Origin of the sequence: Microcystis aeruginosa NIES-4325, from assembly GCF_008974145.1 — a bacterium.
Lineage (GTDB): Bacteria > Cyanobacteriota > Cyanobacteriia > Cyanobacteriales > Microcystaceae > Microcystis > Microcystis aeruginosa_G.
Genome location: NZ_BJKP01000009.1, coordinates 63,622 through 80,628, shown reverse-complemented (window position 1 = coordinate 80,628; position 17,007 = coordinate 63,622). Strand labels below are relative to the sequence as shown.

The 17,007-nt window shown below is 46.9% G+C and carries 18 protein-coding genes; 5 read left to right on the top strand and 13 right to left on the bottom strand.

What is annotated here, in order from left to right; translation table 11 throughout:
- Nucleotides 1–200: 200 nt before the first annotated feature.
- Nucleotides 201–1,226, top strand: coding sequence for an ABC transporter permease (locus MiAbW_RS07080; RefSeq protein ID WP_151695517.1), 1,026 nt, complete (start codon nucleotides 201–203; stop codon nucleotides 1,224–1,226).
- Between the two features lie 251 nt (nucleotides 1,227–1,477).
- Here the strand turns inward: MiAbW_RS07080 and MiAbW_RS07075 are convergent, their stop codons facing one another.
- Nucleotides 1,478–2,395: a glycosyltransferase family 2 protein gene (locus MiAbW_RS07075; protein ID WP_151695516.1), complete on the bottom strand. Its 918-nt coding sequence runs from the start codon at nucleotides 2,393–2,395 to the stop codon at nucleotides 1,478–1,480.
- Nucleotides 2,396–2,654: 259 nt separating this feature from the next.
- Here MiAbW_RS07075 and trpA point away from each other — a divergent pair, with 259 nt between their 5' ends.
- On the top strand, nucleotides 2,655–3,449 hold the full coding sequence (trpA, locus tag MiAbW_RS07070) for a tryptophan synthase subunit alpha (RefSeq protein WP_045358589.1): 795 nt from the start codon (nucleotides 2,655–2,657) through the stop codon (nucleotides 3,447–3,449).
- A 178-nt stretch (nucleotides 3,450–3,627) separates the two neighbouring features.
- Here trpA and MiAbW_RS07065 read toward each other — a convergent pair whose 3' ends face one another.
- The 4 genes from MiAbW_RS07065 to MiAbW_RS07050 all read right to left on the bottom strand — a co-directional run bounded on the left by MiAbW_RS07065 (nucleotide 3,628) and on the right by MiAbW_RS07050 (nucleotide 5,813).
- A complete protein-coding gene (locus tag MiAbW_RS07065; protein ID WP_151695515.1) occupies nucleotides 3,628–4,878 on the bottom strand; it encodes a nif11-class peptide radical SAM maturase 3 in 1,251 nt (416 codons plus the stop codon).
- Nucleotides 4,879–4,894: 16 nt separating this feature from the next.
- Entirely contained in the window at nucleotides 4,895–5,098 is a 204-nt protein-coding gene (locus MiAbW_RS07060; protein WP_151695514.1) for a hypothetical protein, read from the bottom strand.
- A 53-nt stretch (nucleotides 5,099–5,151) separates the two neighbouring features.
- Entirely contained in the window at nucleotides 5,152–5,394 is a 243-nt protein-coding gene (locus MiAbW_RS07055) for a hypothetical protein (protein ID WP_151695513.1), read from the bottom strand.
- Nucleotides 5,395–5,510: 116 nt separating this feature from the next.
- Nucleotides 5,511–5,813, bottom strand: a complete 303-nt coding sequence (locus MiAbW_RS07050) for a Nif11-like leader peptide family RiPP precursor (protein ID WP_151695512.1) — start codon at nucleotides 5,811–5,813, stop codon at nucleotides 5,511–5,513.
- Nucleotides 5,814–6,287: 474 nt separating this feature from the next.
- On the opposite strand from MiAbW_RS07050, the gene MiAbW_RS19950 reads away from it, so the two are divergent.
- Complete coding sequence (locus MiAbW_RS19950) at nucleotides 6,288–6,578, top strand: hypothetical protein (RefSeq protein ID WP_151695511.1); 291 nt, start codon at nucleotides 6,288–6,290, stop codon at nucleotides 6,576–6,578.
- A 54-nt stretch (nucleotides 6,579–6,632) separates the two neighbouring features.
- Here the strand turns inward: MiAbW_RS19950 and MiAbW_RS07040 are convergent, their stop codons facing one another.
- The 4 genes from MiAbW_RS07040 to MiAbW_RS07025 form a co-directional block, all read right to left on the bottom strand.
- Nucleotides 6,633–7,367, bottom strand: a complete 735-nt coding sequence (locus tag MiAbW_RS07040; protein WP_151695510.1) for a foldase protein PrsA — start codon at nucleotides 7,365–7,367, stop codon at nucleotides 6,633–6,635.
- A gap of 100 nt (nucleotides 7,368–7,467) precedes the next feature.
- Nucleotides 7,468–8,922 carry an HlyD family efflux transporter periplasmic adaptor subunit gene (locus MiAbW_RS07035; RefSeq protein ID WP_151695509.1) on the bottom strand — a complete coding sequence of 485 codons (1,455 nt, stop codon included), beginning with the start codon at nucleotides 8,920–8,922 and terminating at the stop codon, nucleotides 7,468–7,470.
- Between the two features lie 2 nt (nucleotides 8,923–8,924).
- A complete protein-coding gene (locus tag MiAbW_RS07030) occupies nucleotides 8,925–11,543 on the bottom strand; it encodes a peptidase domain-containing ABC transporter (RefSeq protein ID WP_151695508.1) in 2,619 nt (872 codons plus the stop codon).
- 7 nt (nucleotides 11,544–11,550) lie between these two features.
- On the bottom strand, nucleotides 11,551–12,018 hold the full coding sequence (locus MiAbW_RS07025; protein WP_151695507.1) for a helix-turn-helix domain-containing protein: 468 nt from the start codon (nucleotides 12,016–12,018) through the stop codon (nucleotides 11,551–11,553).
- Between the two features lie 687 nt (nucleotides 12,019–12,705).
- Here MiAbW_RS07025 and MiAbW_RS07020 point away from each other — a divergent pair.
- Nucleotides 12,706–13,305, top strand: a complete 600-nt coding sequence (locus tag MiAbW_RS07020) for a peroxiredoxin (RefSeq protein ID WP_046662279.1) — start codon at nucleotides 12,706–12,708, stop codon at nucleotides 13,303–13,305.
- A 168-nt stretch (nucleotides 13,306–13,473) separates the two neighbouring features.
- Entirely contained in the window at nucleotides 13,474–14,733 is a 1,260-nt protein-coding gene (locus MiAbW_RS07015) for an L-lactate MFS transporter (RefSeq protein WP_151695506.1), read from the top strand.
- A 207-nt stretch (nucleotides 14,734–14,940) separates the two neighbouring features.
- Here the strand turns inward: MiAbW_RS07015 and MiAbW_RS07010 are convergent, their stop codons facing one another.
- From MiAbW_RS07010 to panB, 4 genes are all read right to left on the bottom strand, one after another.
- A complete protein-coding gene (locus tag MiAbW_RS07010) occupies nucleotides 14,941–15,288 on the bottom strand; it encodes a carbon dioxide-concentrating mechanism protein CcmK (RefSeq protein ID WP_008200430.1) in 348 nt (115 codons plus the stop codon).
- Between the two features lie 104 nt (nucleotides 15,289–15,392).
- Entirely contained in the window at nucleotides 15,393–15,701 is a 309-nt protein-coding gene (locus MiAbW_RS07005; RefSeq protein WP_002782143.1) for a carbon dioxide-concentrating mechanism protein CcmK, read from the bottom strand.
- Nucleotides 15,702–15,752: 51 nt separating this feature from the next.
- The gene (gene msrA / locus MiAbW_RS07000; RefSeq protein ID WP_151695505.1) at nucleotides 15,753–16,247 is read right to left on the bottom strand and encodes a peptide-methionine (S)-S-oxide reductase MsrA; all 495 of its coding nucleotides are present in this window, start codon (nucleotides 16,245–16,247) and stop codon (nucleotides 15,753–15,755) included.
- Entirely contained in the window at nucleotides 16,240–17,007 is a 768-nt protein-coding gene (gene panB / locus MiAbW_RS06995) for a 3-methyl-2-oxobutanoate hydroxymethyltransferase (RefSeq protein WP_151695504.1), read from the bottom strand. Before panB ends, msrA begins: the two co-directional genes overlap by 8 nt.

Here is a 17,007-nt window from a genome sequence, read left to right as displayed (position 1 = left end):
TTTTCTATCCCTTGCTACGTCAGCCTTTCAGCTTTTCAGCTTTTGGGGTAGTCCCTTGCTCAGAACTGCTGGTGCGAAAAATTAGTTTACTTGTACTAAACTTTTTCCTCAATTTATTTTTTTCTTCAGTACCTCTCGATCGCCAGGTCGATTTTGGGGTATGGTTGCTTGAGAGTCTATTTTCTGATCGGAAAGCCCTCATGTCTCGCCGCGCTGCTTTACAATCCTATTTACTGGTGCGTTTACTCCTAGCTCCCTTGATGTTATGGACGATCATCACGGTGGTTTTTCTGCTGATGCGTGTTGCTCCTGGTGATCCCACAGATGCGATTTTAGGCAACCGCGCCCCTGAAAGTGCCAAAAATGACCTAAGAGAACAATTAGGACTAAATAAACCCCTATTTTTCCAGTACCTAGACTATATTTTTCACCTAATGCGCCTCAATTTAGGAGACTCTTTAACCAGTAAGGGGGTGACGGTATGGGAGATTATCGCTAAACATTTTCCAGCGACGGTAGAACTAACTTTTTATGGAATGCTAATTGCGGTGATAGTGGGAGTCGGATTGGGAATTATCACCGCTTCCCGTCCGAATACACCCTTAGACGCAGGGGGACGTTTATTTGGACTGATAACCTATTCCTTGCCGATTTTTTGGGTGGGAATGCTCTTACAGCTAATTTTTGCGGTACAGTTGCGCTGGTTTCCCTTGGGGACTCGTTTTCCTTTGAGTGAAACTCCACCCCAGACAATTACGGGTTTATACACCCTTGATAGTCTGATGACTCTACAACTAGATAAGTTGCCCACAGCTTTGTATTATCTAGCCTTACCTAGTTTTACTCTCGGCATTCTTTTGAGTGGAATTTTTGAACGGATGGTGCGAGTTAATCTGAAACAAACTTTGCAAGCGGACTATGTAGATGCGGCAAAAGCGAGAGGAATACCAGAAAAAACGATTATGATCGCCCATGCGCTTAAAAATGCTCTAATACCAGTAATTACTGTTTTAGGATTAACTTTTGCCGCTCTTTTAGGTGGTGCCGTTTTGACGGAAGTTACTTTTTCTTGGCCGGGTTTGGGAAATCAGTTATATCGGGCGATTTCTCTGCGGGATTACCCAACAGTGCAGGGATTAATGGCTTTTTTTGCGACAATAGTGGTTTTTGCCAGTATTTTAATCGATCTCATCAATGCTTACATTGATCCTCGCATCCGTTATTAAATAGGGAGATGGGTGTAGGGAGTGGGGAGTGGGGAGTGGGTAGATGGCAGGGGGAGTATTAGCATTTGTACTAAAATGCTAATACGAAGTTTAAATACAGTACAGCTTGAGATGAATTATGAAGTGGGTAGATGGCAGGGGGAGAGAGAGTCTCAGCATTTGTACTAAAATTCCCAATACATAGATCGGGATTGTTTTTTGTCTCTAGGTTGTTGTTAGGTGATTGCTGACTGATTAATAATGGTTAAATGTTAATCGGCTTTTCTTTTTAGGGAGACGAAATCAGACCTATGGGAATTACTATTGTTACCATTTTGCGGGGGATGAAACCGATTTCTCACTTTGGGGGGAGTGGGTAAACCCTGTTTCATTTCTGCTACTTTTAAGAGGATCAAATACTCATAAAAAGCTTGCAGAGTACACCAAGCAAAACCAGCTTTACCATCGAGAATTCCTGCCAAGATAAAATACATATAAAACCAACGAAGCAAGGGACGAAAAGGCAATCGTAGAGATAAATCTTTTAAAGCTCTCCGTCTATCTACTTCGGTTTGACCAAAAAATAATTTTTTCCAACTAACACCACCGTTAGCCAACTGATGCAGGGTTTCTGCCGCTTCGTCGGTAGAATAACGATTATGTTTTTCAATCCAACGACTTAAACCTTTACTACAGGTATAGTGGGGATAGGTTTCTTGTAAAAAAGAGGTTTTTCCTCGACATTCTTCTCTTTCCGTGTGACCATAATCGCTAAACCAGACTTGATCTTTTCTAAATAGACGCATTTGATAACGAGGATACTGGGTGCTGCGACGGATCCAAGTTCCCATAAACATAACTCTTTCGGCCACATAAAAACCAGTAAATGCCTGTTGTTGCGTGGCGCGCAGACATTCTGCGTAGAGTTGGGGTGTCATCCTTTCGTCTGCTTCGAGAATATAAACCCAATCGTATTTAGTCTCGATATTTTCTAACATCCAAGTTCTTTGTTTACCATGACTCTCGAATTGATGCTGAATCACGCGCACTGGATAACGAGAAGCGATATCTACAGTGCGATCGCTACTGTAGGAGTCAACCACAATCACATCGTCAGATAGAAGTGCCGATTCCACACAGGCGGCAATATCAATTTCTTCGTTATGGGTCAGAATGTAAATGGAAAGCATAGATATATGGTGTTTGATTATACGAAACCCGATCGGGTGGTAGTCCTATTGTGTACCGGAAAAAGCGGAATGAAAACCAGTTTATAGAAGAGATTTTCTCAAAACTATCAGACTGCGCTCATTCTAACCTCGATCGCCGTTTTGTCAATATTTTTTAGTATTCCTTAAAAAATTCTTTACCCGAACTAACAGCGACCAGCGATGAGCTATTCCCCGCCATGAGATAATAGACGGTGCTTTATGTCTCCAGTAATTTTCGATGACTGCTGTTTCCGAGTGTTTTCGTTCTCTCCGTTCCCAGGGGAATTGTGCCTTGATTCCCTTTATTACTGCCGGTGATCCCGATTTATCTACCACTGCCCAAGCTTTACGCATTTTAGACCGAGCAGGAGCCGATCTGATCGAATTGGGGGTTCCCTATTCCGATCCTCTTGCGGATGGTCCGGTTATTCAAGCGGCGGCCACCCGCGCTTTAAATCGGGGTGTCAAGTTGGAAGATGTGCTAGAAATCGTCAAAAATGCTCAGGGAGAGGTGAAAGCTCCGATTATTCTGTTTACTTACTATAATCCCATCTATCATCGCGGGATAGATGTCTTTTTAGACCAAATTAAAGCAGCCGGGGTGAGTGGTTTGGTGGTTCCCGATTTACCCTTAGAGGAAGCGGCAAGTCTGCTGCAACCAGCTGCCGCTAAGGGAATTGAAGTGATTTTATTGGTAGCGCCTACCAGTCCCCCGGAACGAATACAAGCGATCGCCATGCAATCCCAAGGTTTTATTTACCTGGTTAGTGTCACGGGAGTGACGGGAATGCGGAACCAAGTGGCCACCAGAGTGGAGGAATTGCTCGATTCTATCCGTTCTGTCACCGATAAACCCGTAGGGGTAGGATTTGGCATTTCTGACCCGACACAGGCACTACAGGTGAAAAACTGGGGTGCTGATGGGGTAATTGTCGGCAGTGCCATGGTTAAACGTCTGGCCGATAATTCCCCCAGCGATGGTTTAAAATCCCTCGAAGAATTCTGCCGTAGTTTAAAACGGGCGATTCAGTGAGGGATGAGGGGTTAGCAGCTGCGGATTAGATCGAGCGTTCATGTCTTCTCGTTCTGAATTCGTTCAATTTCATCCAGTGCTTTTTTCGCCCGGAATACAGCCCGGAGATAGGCGATCTGGCTCTCCCACGCCGATCGGGGTAGAATGGCGGGGATAGGGTTCGGGTTCTCGTTCATGGTTAGATTGTGGGGGTGAGTACGGGGGTTTTGTTTTGCCAGCTTTCTGTCCATTGGATTGCGTCGGCACTGAAGGCGAGGGGATCATTGGCTAGGGGAGAATGGAAGGGTTCTTCTACCAGCGCGAATTGACCGTTATCGAAGGGAATTCCGGCTGCGGGGCGATCGAGGTAGAATCTCTCTCGGATTCCCTTCTCCGCTTGTTTTAAGGCCCGGTGGTGACAGTAGGGATTGTTCCCCCGGCGATCAAAGAAAACATGAGCCGTCCAACTACAACCACCGCGGCAAAGTTCGGCGAACTCGCAGGTTTTACAGAATCCCCAGAGGTGATCGGTTCCCTTGGGGGTTCCCGCACCGAGGTTGAAGCGCAGTTCTTCGGCCTCTTCGATAATCTGGCGCAGAGAGCGATCGCGGATATTGCCCCCAGTATAGGCTGCGGTGGGAAGGGAGGGACAGCCTTTGATCGCTCCGTCGGCCTCGATACCCAGTGCCGCCAGTCCGGCACTACAGCCCTGCCAGAATGTCCACGCGTCCCCTCCCCGCAATAAACGTTCGTAGGGGCCGTAATAGCCGATATTGTTGCCCGGTTGTACGTCTATCCCCTCGCGTCGCGCTCGCTCGGTGACACGGGCGAGCATCGGGTATAGTTCTAGGAGTTCGTAGGGTTGAAGGAGAATCTCCGAGTTATCGGCGGCGTTCCCCATCGGGACGGTTAACTGGATCTGCCAGGCAAATACGCCCGCATCGCGGATTTTTTCGTAGATTCGGGGAAATTCGGGGGCAGAAAGGCGATTGATTTGGGTATTGCAACCGAAGGGGATACCGGCTTGTTTGAGGTGGCCCATGGTGCGGAAAGCCCATTGCCACGAACCTGGTTTCCCCCGCAGGCGATCATGGGTAGTTTCTAATCCGTCCACGGAGACGGAGACGACTTTGATCCCCGCGTCTTTCATCTTTTGGGCGGTGTCGAGGGTGATGCCGTAGCCGCCGGTGGTGACACCGCAGATCATGCCTGCGTTGGTGATCGCCCGGGCAATATCGAGCCAGTCGGGACGGAGGAAGGCTTCTCCCCCGATCAGGGTAACTTCTTTGATGCCCACTTCGGCCAGTTGACGGACGAGATCGAGGGCTTCTTCAGTGGTAAGTTCGTGGCTACGGGTATGGCCGGCGCGGGAACCGCAATGCTGACAGGCGAGGTTACATTTTAGGGTGATTTCCCAGACGGCGTAGCTGATGCGACGGTATTCGGTCATTGGAATTATCCTCGATTTAGGCGTAGTAAGTACGACCGCCACCGCCACCGCTGGTCGAGCCGTATACTTGTTGCATCCGTCCACCGAAGATCGCTTTTAAGTCTTCTTCGGTTAAGTCTTTGAGTTCGTCATCGTTAGCGATTTCGTCCAAAACCTTTAAACGAAAATCGGGATCGGTTGCTAGTTTTTCGGTAAAATTCGGGGTGCAATCAAAAGACATGATTAGCTCCTTACTAGGTTTAATACTCGATAAAATTTATGAGTCGGTTGGAATTAGAAATCCACGAGACGATCTGCCGGTAATCCGTACATCGGTCGAACGATTATAAAGGGGAAAGGCAAAGGAGATCCGTATATTTGGTGTATGTTCAGACCTCCCCCGACGATCGCTTTTAAGTCTTCTTCGGTTAAGTCTTTGAGTTCGTCATCGTTAGCGATTTCGTCCAAAACCTTTAAACGAAAATCGGGATCGGTTGCTAGTTTTTCGGTAAAATTCGGGGTGCGATCAAAAGACATAATTAGCTCCTTACAAGTTGAATACTCGATAAAATTTATGAGTCGGTTGGAATTAGAAATCCACGAAACTATCTCTCGGTAATCGGTACATCGGTCGAACGATTCTGTCGTCCTATCTATAGAAGTAGATCGCGCCCTGGTGGCAGACCGTAAATTAAGATATTCAGAAAACCGCCGATAAATCCACCGGCGACCGCCGCCAGAGCTTCCTCGCTTAAATCCTGAATTTCTTCATCGGGGCGATCGGACTCTAGAATTTGTGCAGTGTATTCCTCGAATTCCTGTGGTGTGAAATTGAACCCCGCAGTTTTAACGATCTCACTACATTCCTCTTTGCTATTTACCGATTGGATTTGGGAACGGAATGATTCATCGGAGGCGACTTTTTGATAAAAAGCGTGAACTTGTTCGAGAGCCATAAGTTAACTGCTGCTAGAATTTGATAGAAGACGATAAGCGTCTTTGAGTCTAATACTATGGAACCGCACAAGAGAAAACAAGATATGTTCAAAGATTTTTTGAACTTAAATGACTGTTTTAAGTTCAAAAAATGTGATCCGGGCTATTCTACAACTACAACCTTGTAGAGAATATAGGGCACCTCGAAAAGTAAGGGTGCTTATTGAGAATAGACAGGTATACCATGGTTGATTTTCGCAATAAGGCAATTAATCGAGGTGTCTTTGTGAAAAATAAATTACTCATCAGGCGAGTCTGAAAGCCTTGTTTTACATGAGCTACACAAGCACTAGCATAGGTAAATAATTTTGCCAGGCCACTTAAACATAAATAGCTCAAATATGATCAAAAAGGGCTGGACTTATTATTGATTTTTGGGCTCATGAAGAGAACAATAGAATCTGTCTAATACCTTAAAAGGAGTTATCCATATCATGGCTAATATCACAATTAAAGATATGCAAATCTCTGACTTATATGCATCCGGCAGTTTTAGTCCATCTGAGTGGAGTGATCTAACAATCACCCTCACGCTCTCGGAAACAGAAAGAATTATAGGGGGAATGAGCTTGGATACTGGGTTTCAAGTCGGCCTGGGAATGGTCAGTAGCGGTATCGGACTCGTAGCGATGGCGGGATTGGGCCCGGTTGGATGGTTTGCGGGTGGTTTCCTGTACGGTGGGGGGCTGGTTTTGTCCATGTACACTGCTTATCACCTCCATTAATAATGTTTTAGAATAATTAAGGGGCGGGGTGAGCATAACCCACCCCGTCCACAATTAATTACTTAACTCGTATTCTATTTCCTGAATCTTCTCCTTTACCCAGGCGTTAAACAGATCGACACCGATTTTCAGAGCCAACTCTTCGGTTAATTTTGGTTTAAGGATTTCCTCGACGAAAATCAGGTGAAAAGCTCGATCTCCTTGCAGCGGTTTCAACAATCGAGAAGAATCCGATGCGAAAATTGCGGCGGAAAGATTCGGTCGTAAATCCTTACGGTAAACAGTACCGCGATAACCACCCTTGCGTCGTAATTCCACATCCTCGATATAGCGATGGGCTACTTCCTGAAAGCTGATTTCCTCCTCCTGAATCGATTCATACAACTCCTCCGCCATCGCCTGATCTGCTAACACCACCTCATAGATCACCGCACCGGTATAATCTAGCTGGTGTTCCACAAAATAGGATTCAATTTTGTCTGCGAAAAGATGTTCGGCTAATTTACCCGATAGTAAACTGAATTGAATGACCGTCTCAAAATCGTCTAGGGATAAGCCCTGTTTTTGCAACCAATTCCATGTATCTTTGGCGTTATGTAATCCTTTGGCGAGACGGAATTGATCTGCCGCCTTTTGTAACTCGTCAGTCGTGTTTTTAATCCCCGCTGCCGTGGCGGTTTCGGTGATGATTTTCCGAGCGATAATTCCCTCCACTATTTCGGGGACTTTCCCCGATAGCTTAAGCTGTTGGATAAGGTCTTGATTGGTGATGGTGATACTATGCGACATAATGACTCCTTAAACAGTTATGCGAAATTAATTTTCTAGTTGAGATAGGCAAGAGGGTTAGCGAGGAGTGTAAGTAATTTGGCTTCGATACTTAAAAAAACTAGAGTTTTAACCCATCTTTTTGCAGATCCTTAAAGGGATCGAGGATGTAATCGATCACCCGACGCTGACGGACGATCGCTTCTGCGGTAGCCGTATCCCCCGGATTGAGGGGAATACATTGATTTCCCTTTTGAATGCAGGAGCGATCGAGTTGAATTTCTAGCTCGAAAACGTTAATTTTTCCGTTGGGCGTTTCCTTTTCGATCGCCGTCGGTGATTTCTTGGTGATCTTGCCGCCGATAATGCCGTAATCCTGAAAAGGATAGGCATCGAACTTGACTTTTATCAGCATACCGGTGCGGAGAAATTGACTTTGATCCGTGGGCATTTCTGCCTTGAGAATAAACTGCGATCCTTTCGGTGCTATCTCCGCAATCCGCGTTCCCGACTGCACCACCACACCCGCGCGTTTAATCGGTAATGAAAAGATCGTGCCGTCGGTATTCGCCTTTAAAACCCTCTGACTTAGTTGGATTTGGAGCGCTTGCCGTTGGCTCTCGGTTTGGGCGATTTCCGATGCAAGTGTTGCGATCTCCGTTTCTAGATTTTTAATCTGCTCCTGTATCCTTAAGAGTGCCAACTCGTTGGAATGGCGGAGACTTTGATAACCCCGCTGCCGCTCCTGTAATTGCAGACGCGCCTGGGCGATATCCGCGCTCGTTTGTTGACTCGTCTGACGGTAGGTGCTTTCGAATTCCGCTAGTTTATGTTGATTTTCTTTCACCTCCGCTTTTCCCCGCTCGTAGAGTTGTTGGCGCTCCTTGGCATTGTCCTCGCGCTCGATGAATTGTACCTGCGAGATTGCGCCATCCTCCCACGCTTTTCGGTAGCGATCGACTTCTTTTAAAGCCGTTTCATAACGACTTTTGAGAATCGGGTAATCGGTTTGACTGCGTGCGAGGGCGATTTTCGCTTGATTTACCCGCGCCTGTTGTTCTTCTAGCGATATTTTCGCTTTCTTGATTAATGCGTCCACATTCTCCTGCGCTTGCTCGATCGAGGCTTCTTTTTCCGCTGCTGCCGCGCGATTTTGTTGGCTTTGGGTGGTTAAAGAAATCTCTAACTGACTTTTGACAAGTTTATGTTGGGAAAGACGGCTTTTTTGTCCTTCTATTTTCTCCTCGATTTGTTGTATTTCCTTGCCGATTAATGAGGAATCTAGGGTTAAAATCGGTTGTCCTGCTTTCACCTCTTGGCCTTCACGGACATAGATTTTTTCCACTTTTCCCGTCGCGATAGCATCGAGTTTGACTGTTTCCCCTTGGGGTTCCAGTTTTCCTGGGCCGACACCCGTTTCATCGACTTTTGAGAATATCGCCCAGGGGAGAACGATCGAGACGAAAATAATCAGAAAATAGAGTAAACCACGCGTCCAGGGTAGGGGTAAAGTATCGATCAATTCCTTGGTTTGGAAAGACCAGTTATCGCGCTCTCTGTCTAGATTGGTGGTCATAGTTATTCATTCAATTGATTAGAGTTCAAATTACGGTAAATCCCGGGACGGGCCATTAATTCTTCGTGGGTTCCACTATCGACTAATACCCCTCGATCGAGAACGAGAATACAATCTGCGTTCCGCACCGTAGAGAGGCGATGGGCGATAATCACCATCGTGCGATTCTGGCGAATTTTCTGGAGATTTGTTTGAATAATCCGTTCCGATTCGGTATCGAGGTGGGAAGTGGCTTCATCGAGGATTAATAACCGAGGTTCTCCCATCAACGATCGAGCGATGGCGATCCGTTGTCTCTGTCCCCCAGAAAGTAGCCCTCCACCCTCGCCGATCTGGGTTTCGTACCCCATCGGCAGTGATTGAATAAAGTCATGAATTCCCGCTAATTTCGCCGCTTCGATCACATTTTCTAGGGGGCGATCGGGATGACCTAAACTGATATTTTCCCGAATCGTGGAACCGAAGAGAAAAGTATCCTGATCGACGACTCCCACCTGTTGCCGGAGGGAACTGAGGGCGATCGTACTCAGATCGTAACCGTCGATCGAGATTTTCCCGTCGGTGGGGGGATAGAGGCCGATCAGTAATTTCGAGATCGTGGTTTTTCCCGAACCGCTCCGACCGACGAGGGCAACGGTTTGACCGGGTAAAATCTCAAAACTGAGGTTTTCTAAAATATTGCGATCGCTGTCGGTGTGGTAGCGAAAGGTGACATTTTCAAAGCGAATATGTCCCTGTAATTCTGGGAGAAACTGACGGGAAAGTTCCTCTAAATTCTCCTCCGGCTTCGCCTCTAGTACATCGTTAATGCGCTCGACGGCGATATTGACTTCTTGAAATTGCGTCCAGAGAACAGTTAAGCGTTGAAAAGGCGCGATGATCTGGGCAAAAAGCATATTAAAGGCGATCAGTTGTCCGATCGATAATTGATTTTGAATGACCAGATAGGCACCGAAACAGAGTAACCCCGTCGTCGCTAAAGATTCGATCAGATTACTGACGATTTGGAGATTATTGCCGATGATCTGCCCGGAGAAATTTTTCTTGACCTCCACCGAGAAAAGGTCTTCCCAGTGCCAACGGGTTGATCGCTCTGTTGCGGTAGATTTGACGGTACGAATACCGGTTAAAATCTCGATCAGGTAACTGCTTTCTTTAGCGATCGCCTGAAAAATATCCCGGGATATTCGCTGCAGAAAAGGGGTAGAAATTAACGCCAGCAGAAAGAACGGTGGCACGATCGCCAAACTGATTAGGGCTAATTGCCAGCTATAGCGGAACATCACCGCCACGTACACGAAAACCGTTAATAAGTCAAGTAAAATCGAGAGAGCTTCCCCAGAGAGAAAACGCTGGATCTTGCGATTTTCCCCGACGCGAGAAATAATATCGCCCACATAGCGGGACTCGAAATAACCGAGGGGAAGGCTGAGAGTATGGCGGATAAAACCGGTGATTAATGCCGTATCGATGCGATTAGCGGTGTGATCGAGAAGATAAGCCCGTAAACCAGTAATTGCCACCCGAAAAAACCCGAAAATTAGCGCACCGATACCCATCGCCCAAAGGGTGGTTAAGGATCCCTGGACGATTACTCGATCGAGGATTAACTGGGTGAAAATCGGCGTAATTAAGCCGAATATCTGGATAAAAAGCGAGGCGACGAAAATTTCCAGCAGCACAAACCAATGGGGTTCGAGTAAGCGATAAAACTGCCAGAGAGAGGTTTTATCCTCTTTCGTGTCCCGGAATTTCTGGTTCGGTTGGAGCAGAAGGGTGAATCCCGTCCATTTACTGGTGAATTCGGCACGACTTAGGGTTAATTGCCCGATCGCCGGATCCCCAATAATCACCTGTTTGGGGGTAATTTTCCAGATAACAACGAAGTGTTTGCCTTCCCAGTGAGCGATCGCAGGTAGGGGCTGTTTCCCTAATCCCTCTAGAGTCGCTTTTACCGGACGGGTGGAGAGGCCGATATTTTCCGCAGCAGTGATCAGTCCCTTCAGGGATGCCCCGTCCCGGTTGACGTTGGCCATTTCCCGCAAACGGTTGACGCTGATTCTTTTGCCCCAATAACGGGCGATCATGACTAAACTGGCCGCCCCGCAATCGGAGGCGGACTGTTGCTCGAAGAAGGGATAACGGCGGAGGGATTGCCCGATCCAGTGACCTAACCGCTGCGCCGGAGAGGGGAAATAGGCTCGATCGCTTTTTTTGTCCGTTTCTTCTGCCTTCGTCCCAAGAAGTTGATCGATTTCCCGCGCCCGTTGCAGTAAGGTTTTTTTCAAGGCAGGGTGTTTTTTCAGGATCGGCCTCAGGGCGGACTCGGGGATAAGAAGTAGTTCCGCCTTTGCGGAGACTCGAACCGAGTAGGGCAGAAAACCCGATCGGGGAAAGAGGGAGAATTCTCCGAAAAATTCATCGGTTTTGAGCGCGATCATCTCTTTTTGTTGCCAGTTCGCTATCCGAACTTTGCCGCGAACGACTAGGTATAATCCGGGCTGTAGGGACAGGGTGCCTGCTTCCGGAGAGAGGGTGATCGCTGTTTTCTGGAGACTCCGCCACTGGGTTTCGGACAGGAATTCTGGCCAGGGATTGACGAGGCTGTGAGTATCGAGCATAGTTGTTTTAAGCTTTGGCTGAAGGAGAAAGATCGACGATGCGGATCGGCTGTAGCTGTTTGCGGAGGCGATTGATGTGGGTAGGGGTGAGCGCAACCCCGAATTCTTTCTCTAGATGCCGCGCTAACCAAACTCCCGACCATCGCTTAAAGGAATAGCCGAAATCCCGGGGGGATTTAGTAATCAGTTCCCTCAGGCGATCGAGGTAAGGTTGATCAACTTTTGGCGGGCGACCGCGGCGGTATTTCTGCCAGCGATCGATCTTGCCACTCTCGGCGATCAGTATCCATTTACTAGCGGTGGCAGCAGTACAATCGAGAAGCTTACGGATCTCGCCCTGGGATTTGCCCTCGTCAGCGAAAAGAATGATTTGAATCCGTTTGCGATCGATATCGGGGATATTTGGTTCTGTTAAGATTTCGAGAAGTTGCTGACGTTGGGATAGGGATAGATATTTACCAGTGCTTGATGACATAGCCTTTGCAACTATAAGTAAAAGCAGACAGCAGCAGGTCGGAGCGTTGAGACAAGAAAGTTGTACTAGGTTGTACAATGGGCTAAATTCCTCGTGCAACGATCTCTCTCGCTGTCCTTAAATTCTTATTTTGGCTGCGAAAGTGAACATTATGCAGTTTATTAAATCCGACATTCCGCACATCTTCATATACCTTTACATATTTTTATATATTTTTACATTCCCCAAGATGTTTTGACGAAAAACCTTCATTATAGAAACTACTATTGGGAACATTTTCAATAATTGATTGGCGTTGCTGAATCAAGTTATGAATGCCAACTGTGCATCGTATCCAAAAGTTAGTTTGGGTCGAGGTTTTAAAAATCCCACAAGAGAAGATTCATATCTCAAATCAGCAACGCCAAAAATTACAATTCTTCACCTTGATCAAAATCAATATTGATAATGTACCTCGTGCGAACAGGAAACGCTATAAATTGTTTTTCTCTCGCCCGATCAAACCTCTCTAACACCTAACCCCCATCTCCCTATCTCCCCATCTCCCCATCTCCCCACTAGCCACTGATAACTGATTGCTGATAACTGATGGCTGACTACTCAAAATCGTTATGACTATGATATAGTTGTTAAGGAATGTAAAAATAGTTGCATTTTCCCAGAAACTAGATTAAGGAGATTAAGAGTATGACCGCCGAAGGTTGCTTAAGAGTCGGACAAGCGGCGCCGGATTTCACCGCGACCGCCGTTTTCGATCAAGAGTTCAAAACCATCAAATTGTCGGATTATCGGGGTAAATACGTCGTTTTATTCTTCTATCCCCTCGATTTTACCTTTGTTTGCCCCACGGAAATTACCGCTTTCAGCGATCGAGTTAGCGAATTTGCCAGCATCAACACCGAGATTTTAGGGGTGTCCGTCGATAGTGAATTTGCTCACCTAGCATGGATTCAAACCGAGAGAAAATCTGGTGGTGTGGGGGATGTGGCCTATCCTTTGGTGTCGGATCTGAAAAAAGAAATCAGCACCGCTTACAATGTTCTTGATCCTGATGCGGGAGTGTCCCTGCGTGGTCTGTTTATCATCGATAAAGAAGGTGTTATCCAACACGCTACTATTAATAATCTTTCCTTTGGTCGCAGTGTCGATGAAACCCTCCGCACTCTGAAAGCGATTCAATACGTCCAATCCCACCCGGATGAAGTTTGTCCCGCCGGTTGGAAAGAAGGGGATGCTACCATGGTTCCCGACCCTGTGAAGTCGAAGGTTTACTTCGCGGCAGTTTAGTTAAAAGTCCTCAGAAGTCCCTCAGCTATAGATGGGGGGAGACTTTTAAGGGGGGCGAAATAATTCGCCCCTCTTTTTAATCGGAAAATTTTCTGGAAAATTTGCCCCATTAGCCATGACCTCATCTAGAATACTGGCCAGCAAGTCTAGAAAGAGTCACGGCGATCTATGACTACCAGTAATTACGATTCCGAGTTGACAGTTTTGGGATTACCCGCAGCCAAAGGTAGATGGTTATTAATACCTCTAGGAATGGGCGTTTTACTCTGTTTAGGGACGGTTTACTCTTGGAGTATCTTTAGAAAACCCCTAGAAACAGAGTTAAATCTCAGCGCCACGGAAAGCCTATTACCCTACACTGTAGCCCTAGTATTTTATGCCGCTTCTATGCCGATCGCTGGTTTTTTTATCTCCCGGGTAGGCACTCGCAGGATGACCGCTATCGGCGGAATTATCGTCGGTTTAGGCTATATTCTCGCTAGTTTTGCCCCTCAGATCCAGACAATTATTCTGACCTACGGAGTCATTGCCGGCACAGGAGTCGGCATCGCTTACGGTGTTCCCATGGCAGTGGTGGCGCGCTGGTTTCCCGACAAAAAAGGTTTAGCGGTGGGTTTAACTATCATCGGATTTGGCCTTTCTCCCCTGATTACCGCACCTTTAGCCAATCGATTGATCAATGAATATAGCGTTAGACCAAGTTTAAGATTTTTGGGGATTATCTTTACAATAATTATTGTGATTATTGCCCTCGCCATGAAGTTACCCCCGCGGGACTGGCAACCTCCCGCCAATTTAGCTAATCGAAAATCCGACTTTCCGGCCAATTATCCAGTGAATATGCTGAAAAGTCGCTCATTTTATGGTTTATGGCTTTGCTATGCCATTGGTGCTTTAATTGGCTTGAGTGCCATCGGTATTTCTAGTCCCGTCGCTGAGGAAATTATTCAGATTGAGCCGGGGTTAGCGGCCAGTAGTGTGGCTCTCTTTGCCTTGTTTAATGGTATTAGTCGTCCTTTGTTCGGTTGGTTAAGCGATCGCTGGAAACCCCATTATTTAGCGATCGGGGCCTATACACTCATTTTGATCGGCTGTCTGTTGATGGTTAAGGCCGAAAAAGGGGCGGTTACTAGCTATCTAGTGGCTTTTTGTCTATTTTGGTTCTGTTTAGGGGGATGGTTGGCCCTGGCTCCCGCTACCACTCTCCACTTCTTTAATCCTGACCACTACGCCCAAAATTACGGTATTGTTTTTACTGCCTACGGTGTCGGTGCTTTGATCGGCACTTTAGTAACCGGTAGAATTCGCGATTGGTTCGGTACTTACACTTATGCTTTTTATGCTATGGCTGTATTGGCAATACTGGGCATTTTTCTCGCTAGTGCCTTACTTAAAAGAGAGCGATCACAGCCATCAAATACTAGCTAGTGGGGTTTTACTCAGATCGTAACTGATGATAGCGGCCAACTCAAGCTTGAGGAGAGATTACCTCTTGGTTAGTTGGAGAAATGCTGCCCTCTTGCGGAGACTCGTTGAATGAATCATCCCCTTACCTTTAGGCAGGGGCGAACATCAATAAAAACCGAGTTGAAATTAGACAAATTCCAACCGATCACAAAAAATTGACCTTGAATATTAACGACGGATTGGAGCGATCGCACCATCGGCGGCGGCGCGAAAAGGTTCCACTGCCTCGCTATAATCGATCGGTAAAATAGCCACCACGTTATCGTGAGGACGGGGAATAATTACCCAGGTTTCTAAAGCTGCCCCCTCGGTTTTATTGACAGCTTCAATGCCGGCAGCCATAGCGGTTTTTACCTCCTGTACATCCCCACGAATATTGAGGGTAAAACGGGCGCTTCCTGCCCTTAAATAACCAACAATCGTGATCCGTCCTGCTTTTACCATCGCATCGGCGGCCGCCAGAATACCGGGGAAACCTTTTGTCTCGATCGATCCCACCGCGGGTTGGGCTGTCATAAATTAACTCCTAATAACAAAAATCAGATAAGTTCAATTGATAGAATCCAATCTATTTTCCAGTCTTTAACTATAGTCTAGTTTGGGGCCAATCGCTAGGGAAATTAACTGCGAAAACGGTCTGACTTAGCCGTATGCTGCACTGGTAAAACCGCCAGTACATTTTCTGGAGGATTCGGTACGATGTAATGGCTGACCACATTACCACCAAAAGCGGTCATGGCCGCCGCTAATCCTGCCTCTACTGCCGGTTTAACCTCGGAAATCGGACCGCGAATCGCCACCAAAAATTCGCCCCTTTCCGCTAGATCGAAATAAACTAGGGTGACTCGTCCCCCTTTAACCATGGCATCCGCCGCCGCTAAAACGGGGGGAAAACCCAACGTTTGAATGACTCCGACCGCCTCGGGCATTTTTCCTGATCTCCTGCGAAAGCAATTTTACATTATACCCCGAACCTGTCTTTATATTTTCTTCTGGAAATCCCCGACCGATCGAGCCTGTTTTTTCTCTAAATACTGTTGATGGGACTGATCGGCCAGATAATAATCTCCTGCGGGTTCGATCAAAGTAACGATATCCTGCTGAAACTTTCCCGATAGTTGTAGTTGACGCTTGCAAACAGTGGCGATTAACTTTTGTTCCGGGGTGTGATAAAAAATAATCGATCGATATTGTTCTCCCCGGTCCGGTCCTTGGCGATTTAACTGGGTCGGATCATGGATCGACCAAAAAACGGCTAATAACGCCTCGTAGCTTATTTCTTGGGGATTATAGGCAATTTGTGCCACTTCCGCATGACCGGTAATTCGCGATAACACATCGAGATAACTAGGATTGGGGAAATGTCCCCCCATATAACCCACAGAAGTGGCTAAAACCCCAGGTAAACGCCGAAATGCGTCCTCGGTTTTCCAAAAACAACCGGCCCCAAAGGTGGCCTTTTCGCCGCTATTCAATTCCCCTCACATCCTTGGCAAATTCCACCACTGCTTTTGTAATTGTCTCGCTTAAATTAGCATAAACTTTGGCAAAAGGGGGAGCTTTTTCGGTTAATCCTAGGATATCCGCCGTTACTAACACCTGACCATCACAATCTTCCCCAGCACCGATACCAATCGTCGGGATAATCAATTTATCGGTAATAGTAGCGGCTAAATTGGCGGGAATATGTTCCAAAACCAGGGCAAATACTCCCGCTTTCTCCAAAGCTAAAGCTTCCTCGATTAATCTTTGTGCATCCGATGGGGTTTTTCCCTGCTGACGGTATCCTAACCGATGCACCGACTGGGGAGTTAATCCGATATGACCCATAACAGGGATGCCTATCTCGGTTAAACGGCTAATCGTCTCGATCATAGCGGGATAACCTCCCTCTAATTTTACCCCTTGCACTCCCGCTTCCTTTAACATCCTTCCCGCCGAGTGAATTGCCTGACTGACACTTTCCTGATAGCTGAGAAAAGGCAAATCACAGACAACTAAAGCTTGTTTTACCCCGCGAGACACGGCCGCCGCGTGGTGAATCATCGCCTCTAGGGTGATCGGTAAAGTGGTAGGATAGCCCAAAGCGGTCATAGCTAAGGAATCACCTACCAAGATAATATCAATTCCTGCCCGATCGAGCAGTCGCGCGATCGGATAATCCCAAGCTGTGAGGGTGACAATCGCGCGTTTTTGCTGTTTCCACTCGATTAATTTGCTGGTGGTGACTGCCAT

Excerpts from the sequence above, each read along its gene's own strand:
- MiAbW_RS07030 (WP_151695508.1), bottom strand. The coding sequence starts at position 11,543 with ATGCTCGATACTCACAGCCTCGTCAATCCCTGGCCAGAATTCCTGTCC.
- MiAbW_RS07015 (WP_151695506.1), top strand. The coding sequence starts at position 13,474 with ATGACTACCAGTAATTACGATTCCGAGTTGACAGTTTTGGGATTACCC.
- MiAbW_RS07010 (WP_008200430.1), bottom strand. The coding sequence starts at position 15,288 with ATGACAGCCCAACCCGCGGTGGGATCGATCGAGACAAAAGGTTTCCCC.
- MiAbW_RS07075 (WP_151695516.1), bottom strand. The coding sequence starts at position 2,395 with ATGCTTTCCATTTACATTCTGACCCATAACGAAGAAATTGATATTGCC.
- MiAbW_RS07055 (WP_151695513.1), bottom strand. The coding sequence starts at position 5,394 with ATGTCTTTTGATCGCACCCCGAATTTTACCGAAAAACTAGCAACCGAT.
- MiAbW_RS07060 (WP_151695514.1), bottom strand. The coding sequence starts at position 5,098 with ATGTCTTTTGATTGCACCCCGAATTTTACCGAAAAACTAGCAACCGAT.
- trpA (WP_045358589.1), top strand. The coding sequence starts at position 2,655 with ATGACTGCTGTTTCCGAGTGTTTTCGTTCTCTCCGTTCCCAGGGGAAT.
- MiAbW_RS07005 (WP_002782143.1), bottom strand. The coding sequence starts at position 15,701 with ATGCCCGAGGCGGTCGGAGTCATTCAAACGTTGGGTTTTCCCCCCGTT.
- MiAbW_RS07050 (WP_151695512.1), bottom strand. The coding sequence starts at position 5,813 with ATGGCTCTCGAACAAGTTCACGCTTTTTATCAAAAAGTCGCCTCCGAT.
- MiAbW_RS07040 (WP_151695510.1), bottom strand. The coding sequence starts at position 7,367 with ATGTCGCATAGTATCACCATCACCAATCAAGACCTTATCCAACAGCTT.
- MiAbW_RS19950 (WP_151695511.1), top strand. The coding sequence starts at position 6,288 with ATGGCTAATATCACAATTAAAGATATGCAAATCTCTGACTTATATGCA.
- MiAbW_RS07080 (WP_151695517.1), top strand. The coding sequence starts at position 201 with ATGTCTCGCCGCGCTGCTTTACAATCCTATTTACTGGTGCGTTTACTC.
- MiAbW_RS07020 (WP_046662279.1), top strand. The coding sequence starts at position 12,706 with ATGACCGCCGAAGGTTGCTTAAGAGTCGGACAAGCGGCGCCGGATTTC.
- MiAbW_RS07065 (WP_151695515.1), bottom strand. The coding sequence starts at position 4,878 with ATGACCGAATACCGTCGCATCAGCTACGCCGTCTGGGAAATCACCCTA.
- MiAbW_RS07025 (WP_151695507.1), bottom strand. The coding sequence starts at position 12,018 with ATGTCATCAAGCACTGGTAAATATCTATCCCTATCCCAACGTCAGCAA.
- MiAbW_RS07035 (WP_151695509.1), bottom strand. The coding sequence starts at position 8,922 with ATGACCACCAATCTAGACAGAGAGCGCGATAACTGGTCTTTCCAAACC.
- panB (WP_151695504.1), bottom strand. The coding sequence starts at position 17,007 with ATGGCAGTCACCACCAGCAAATTAATCGAGTGGAAACAGCAAAAACGC.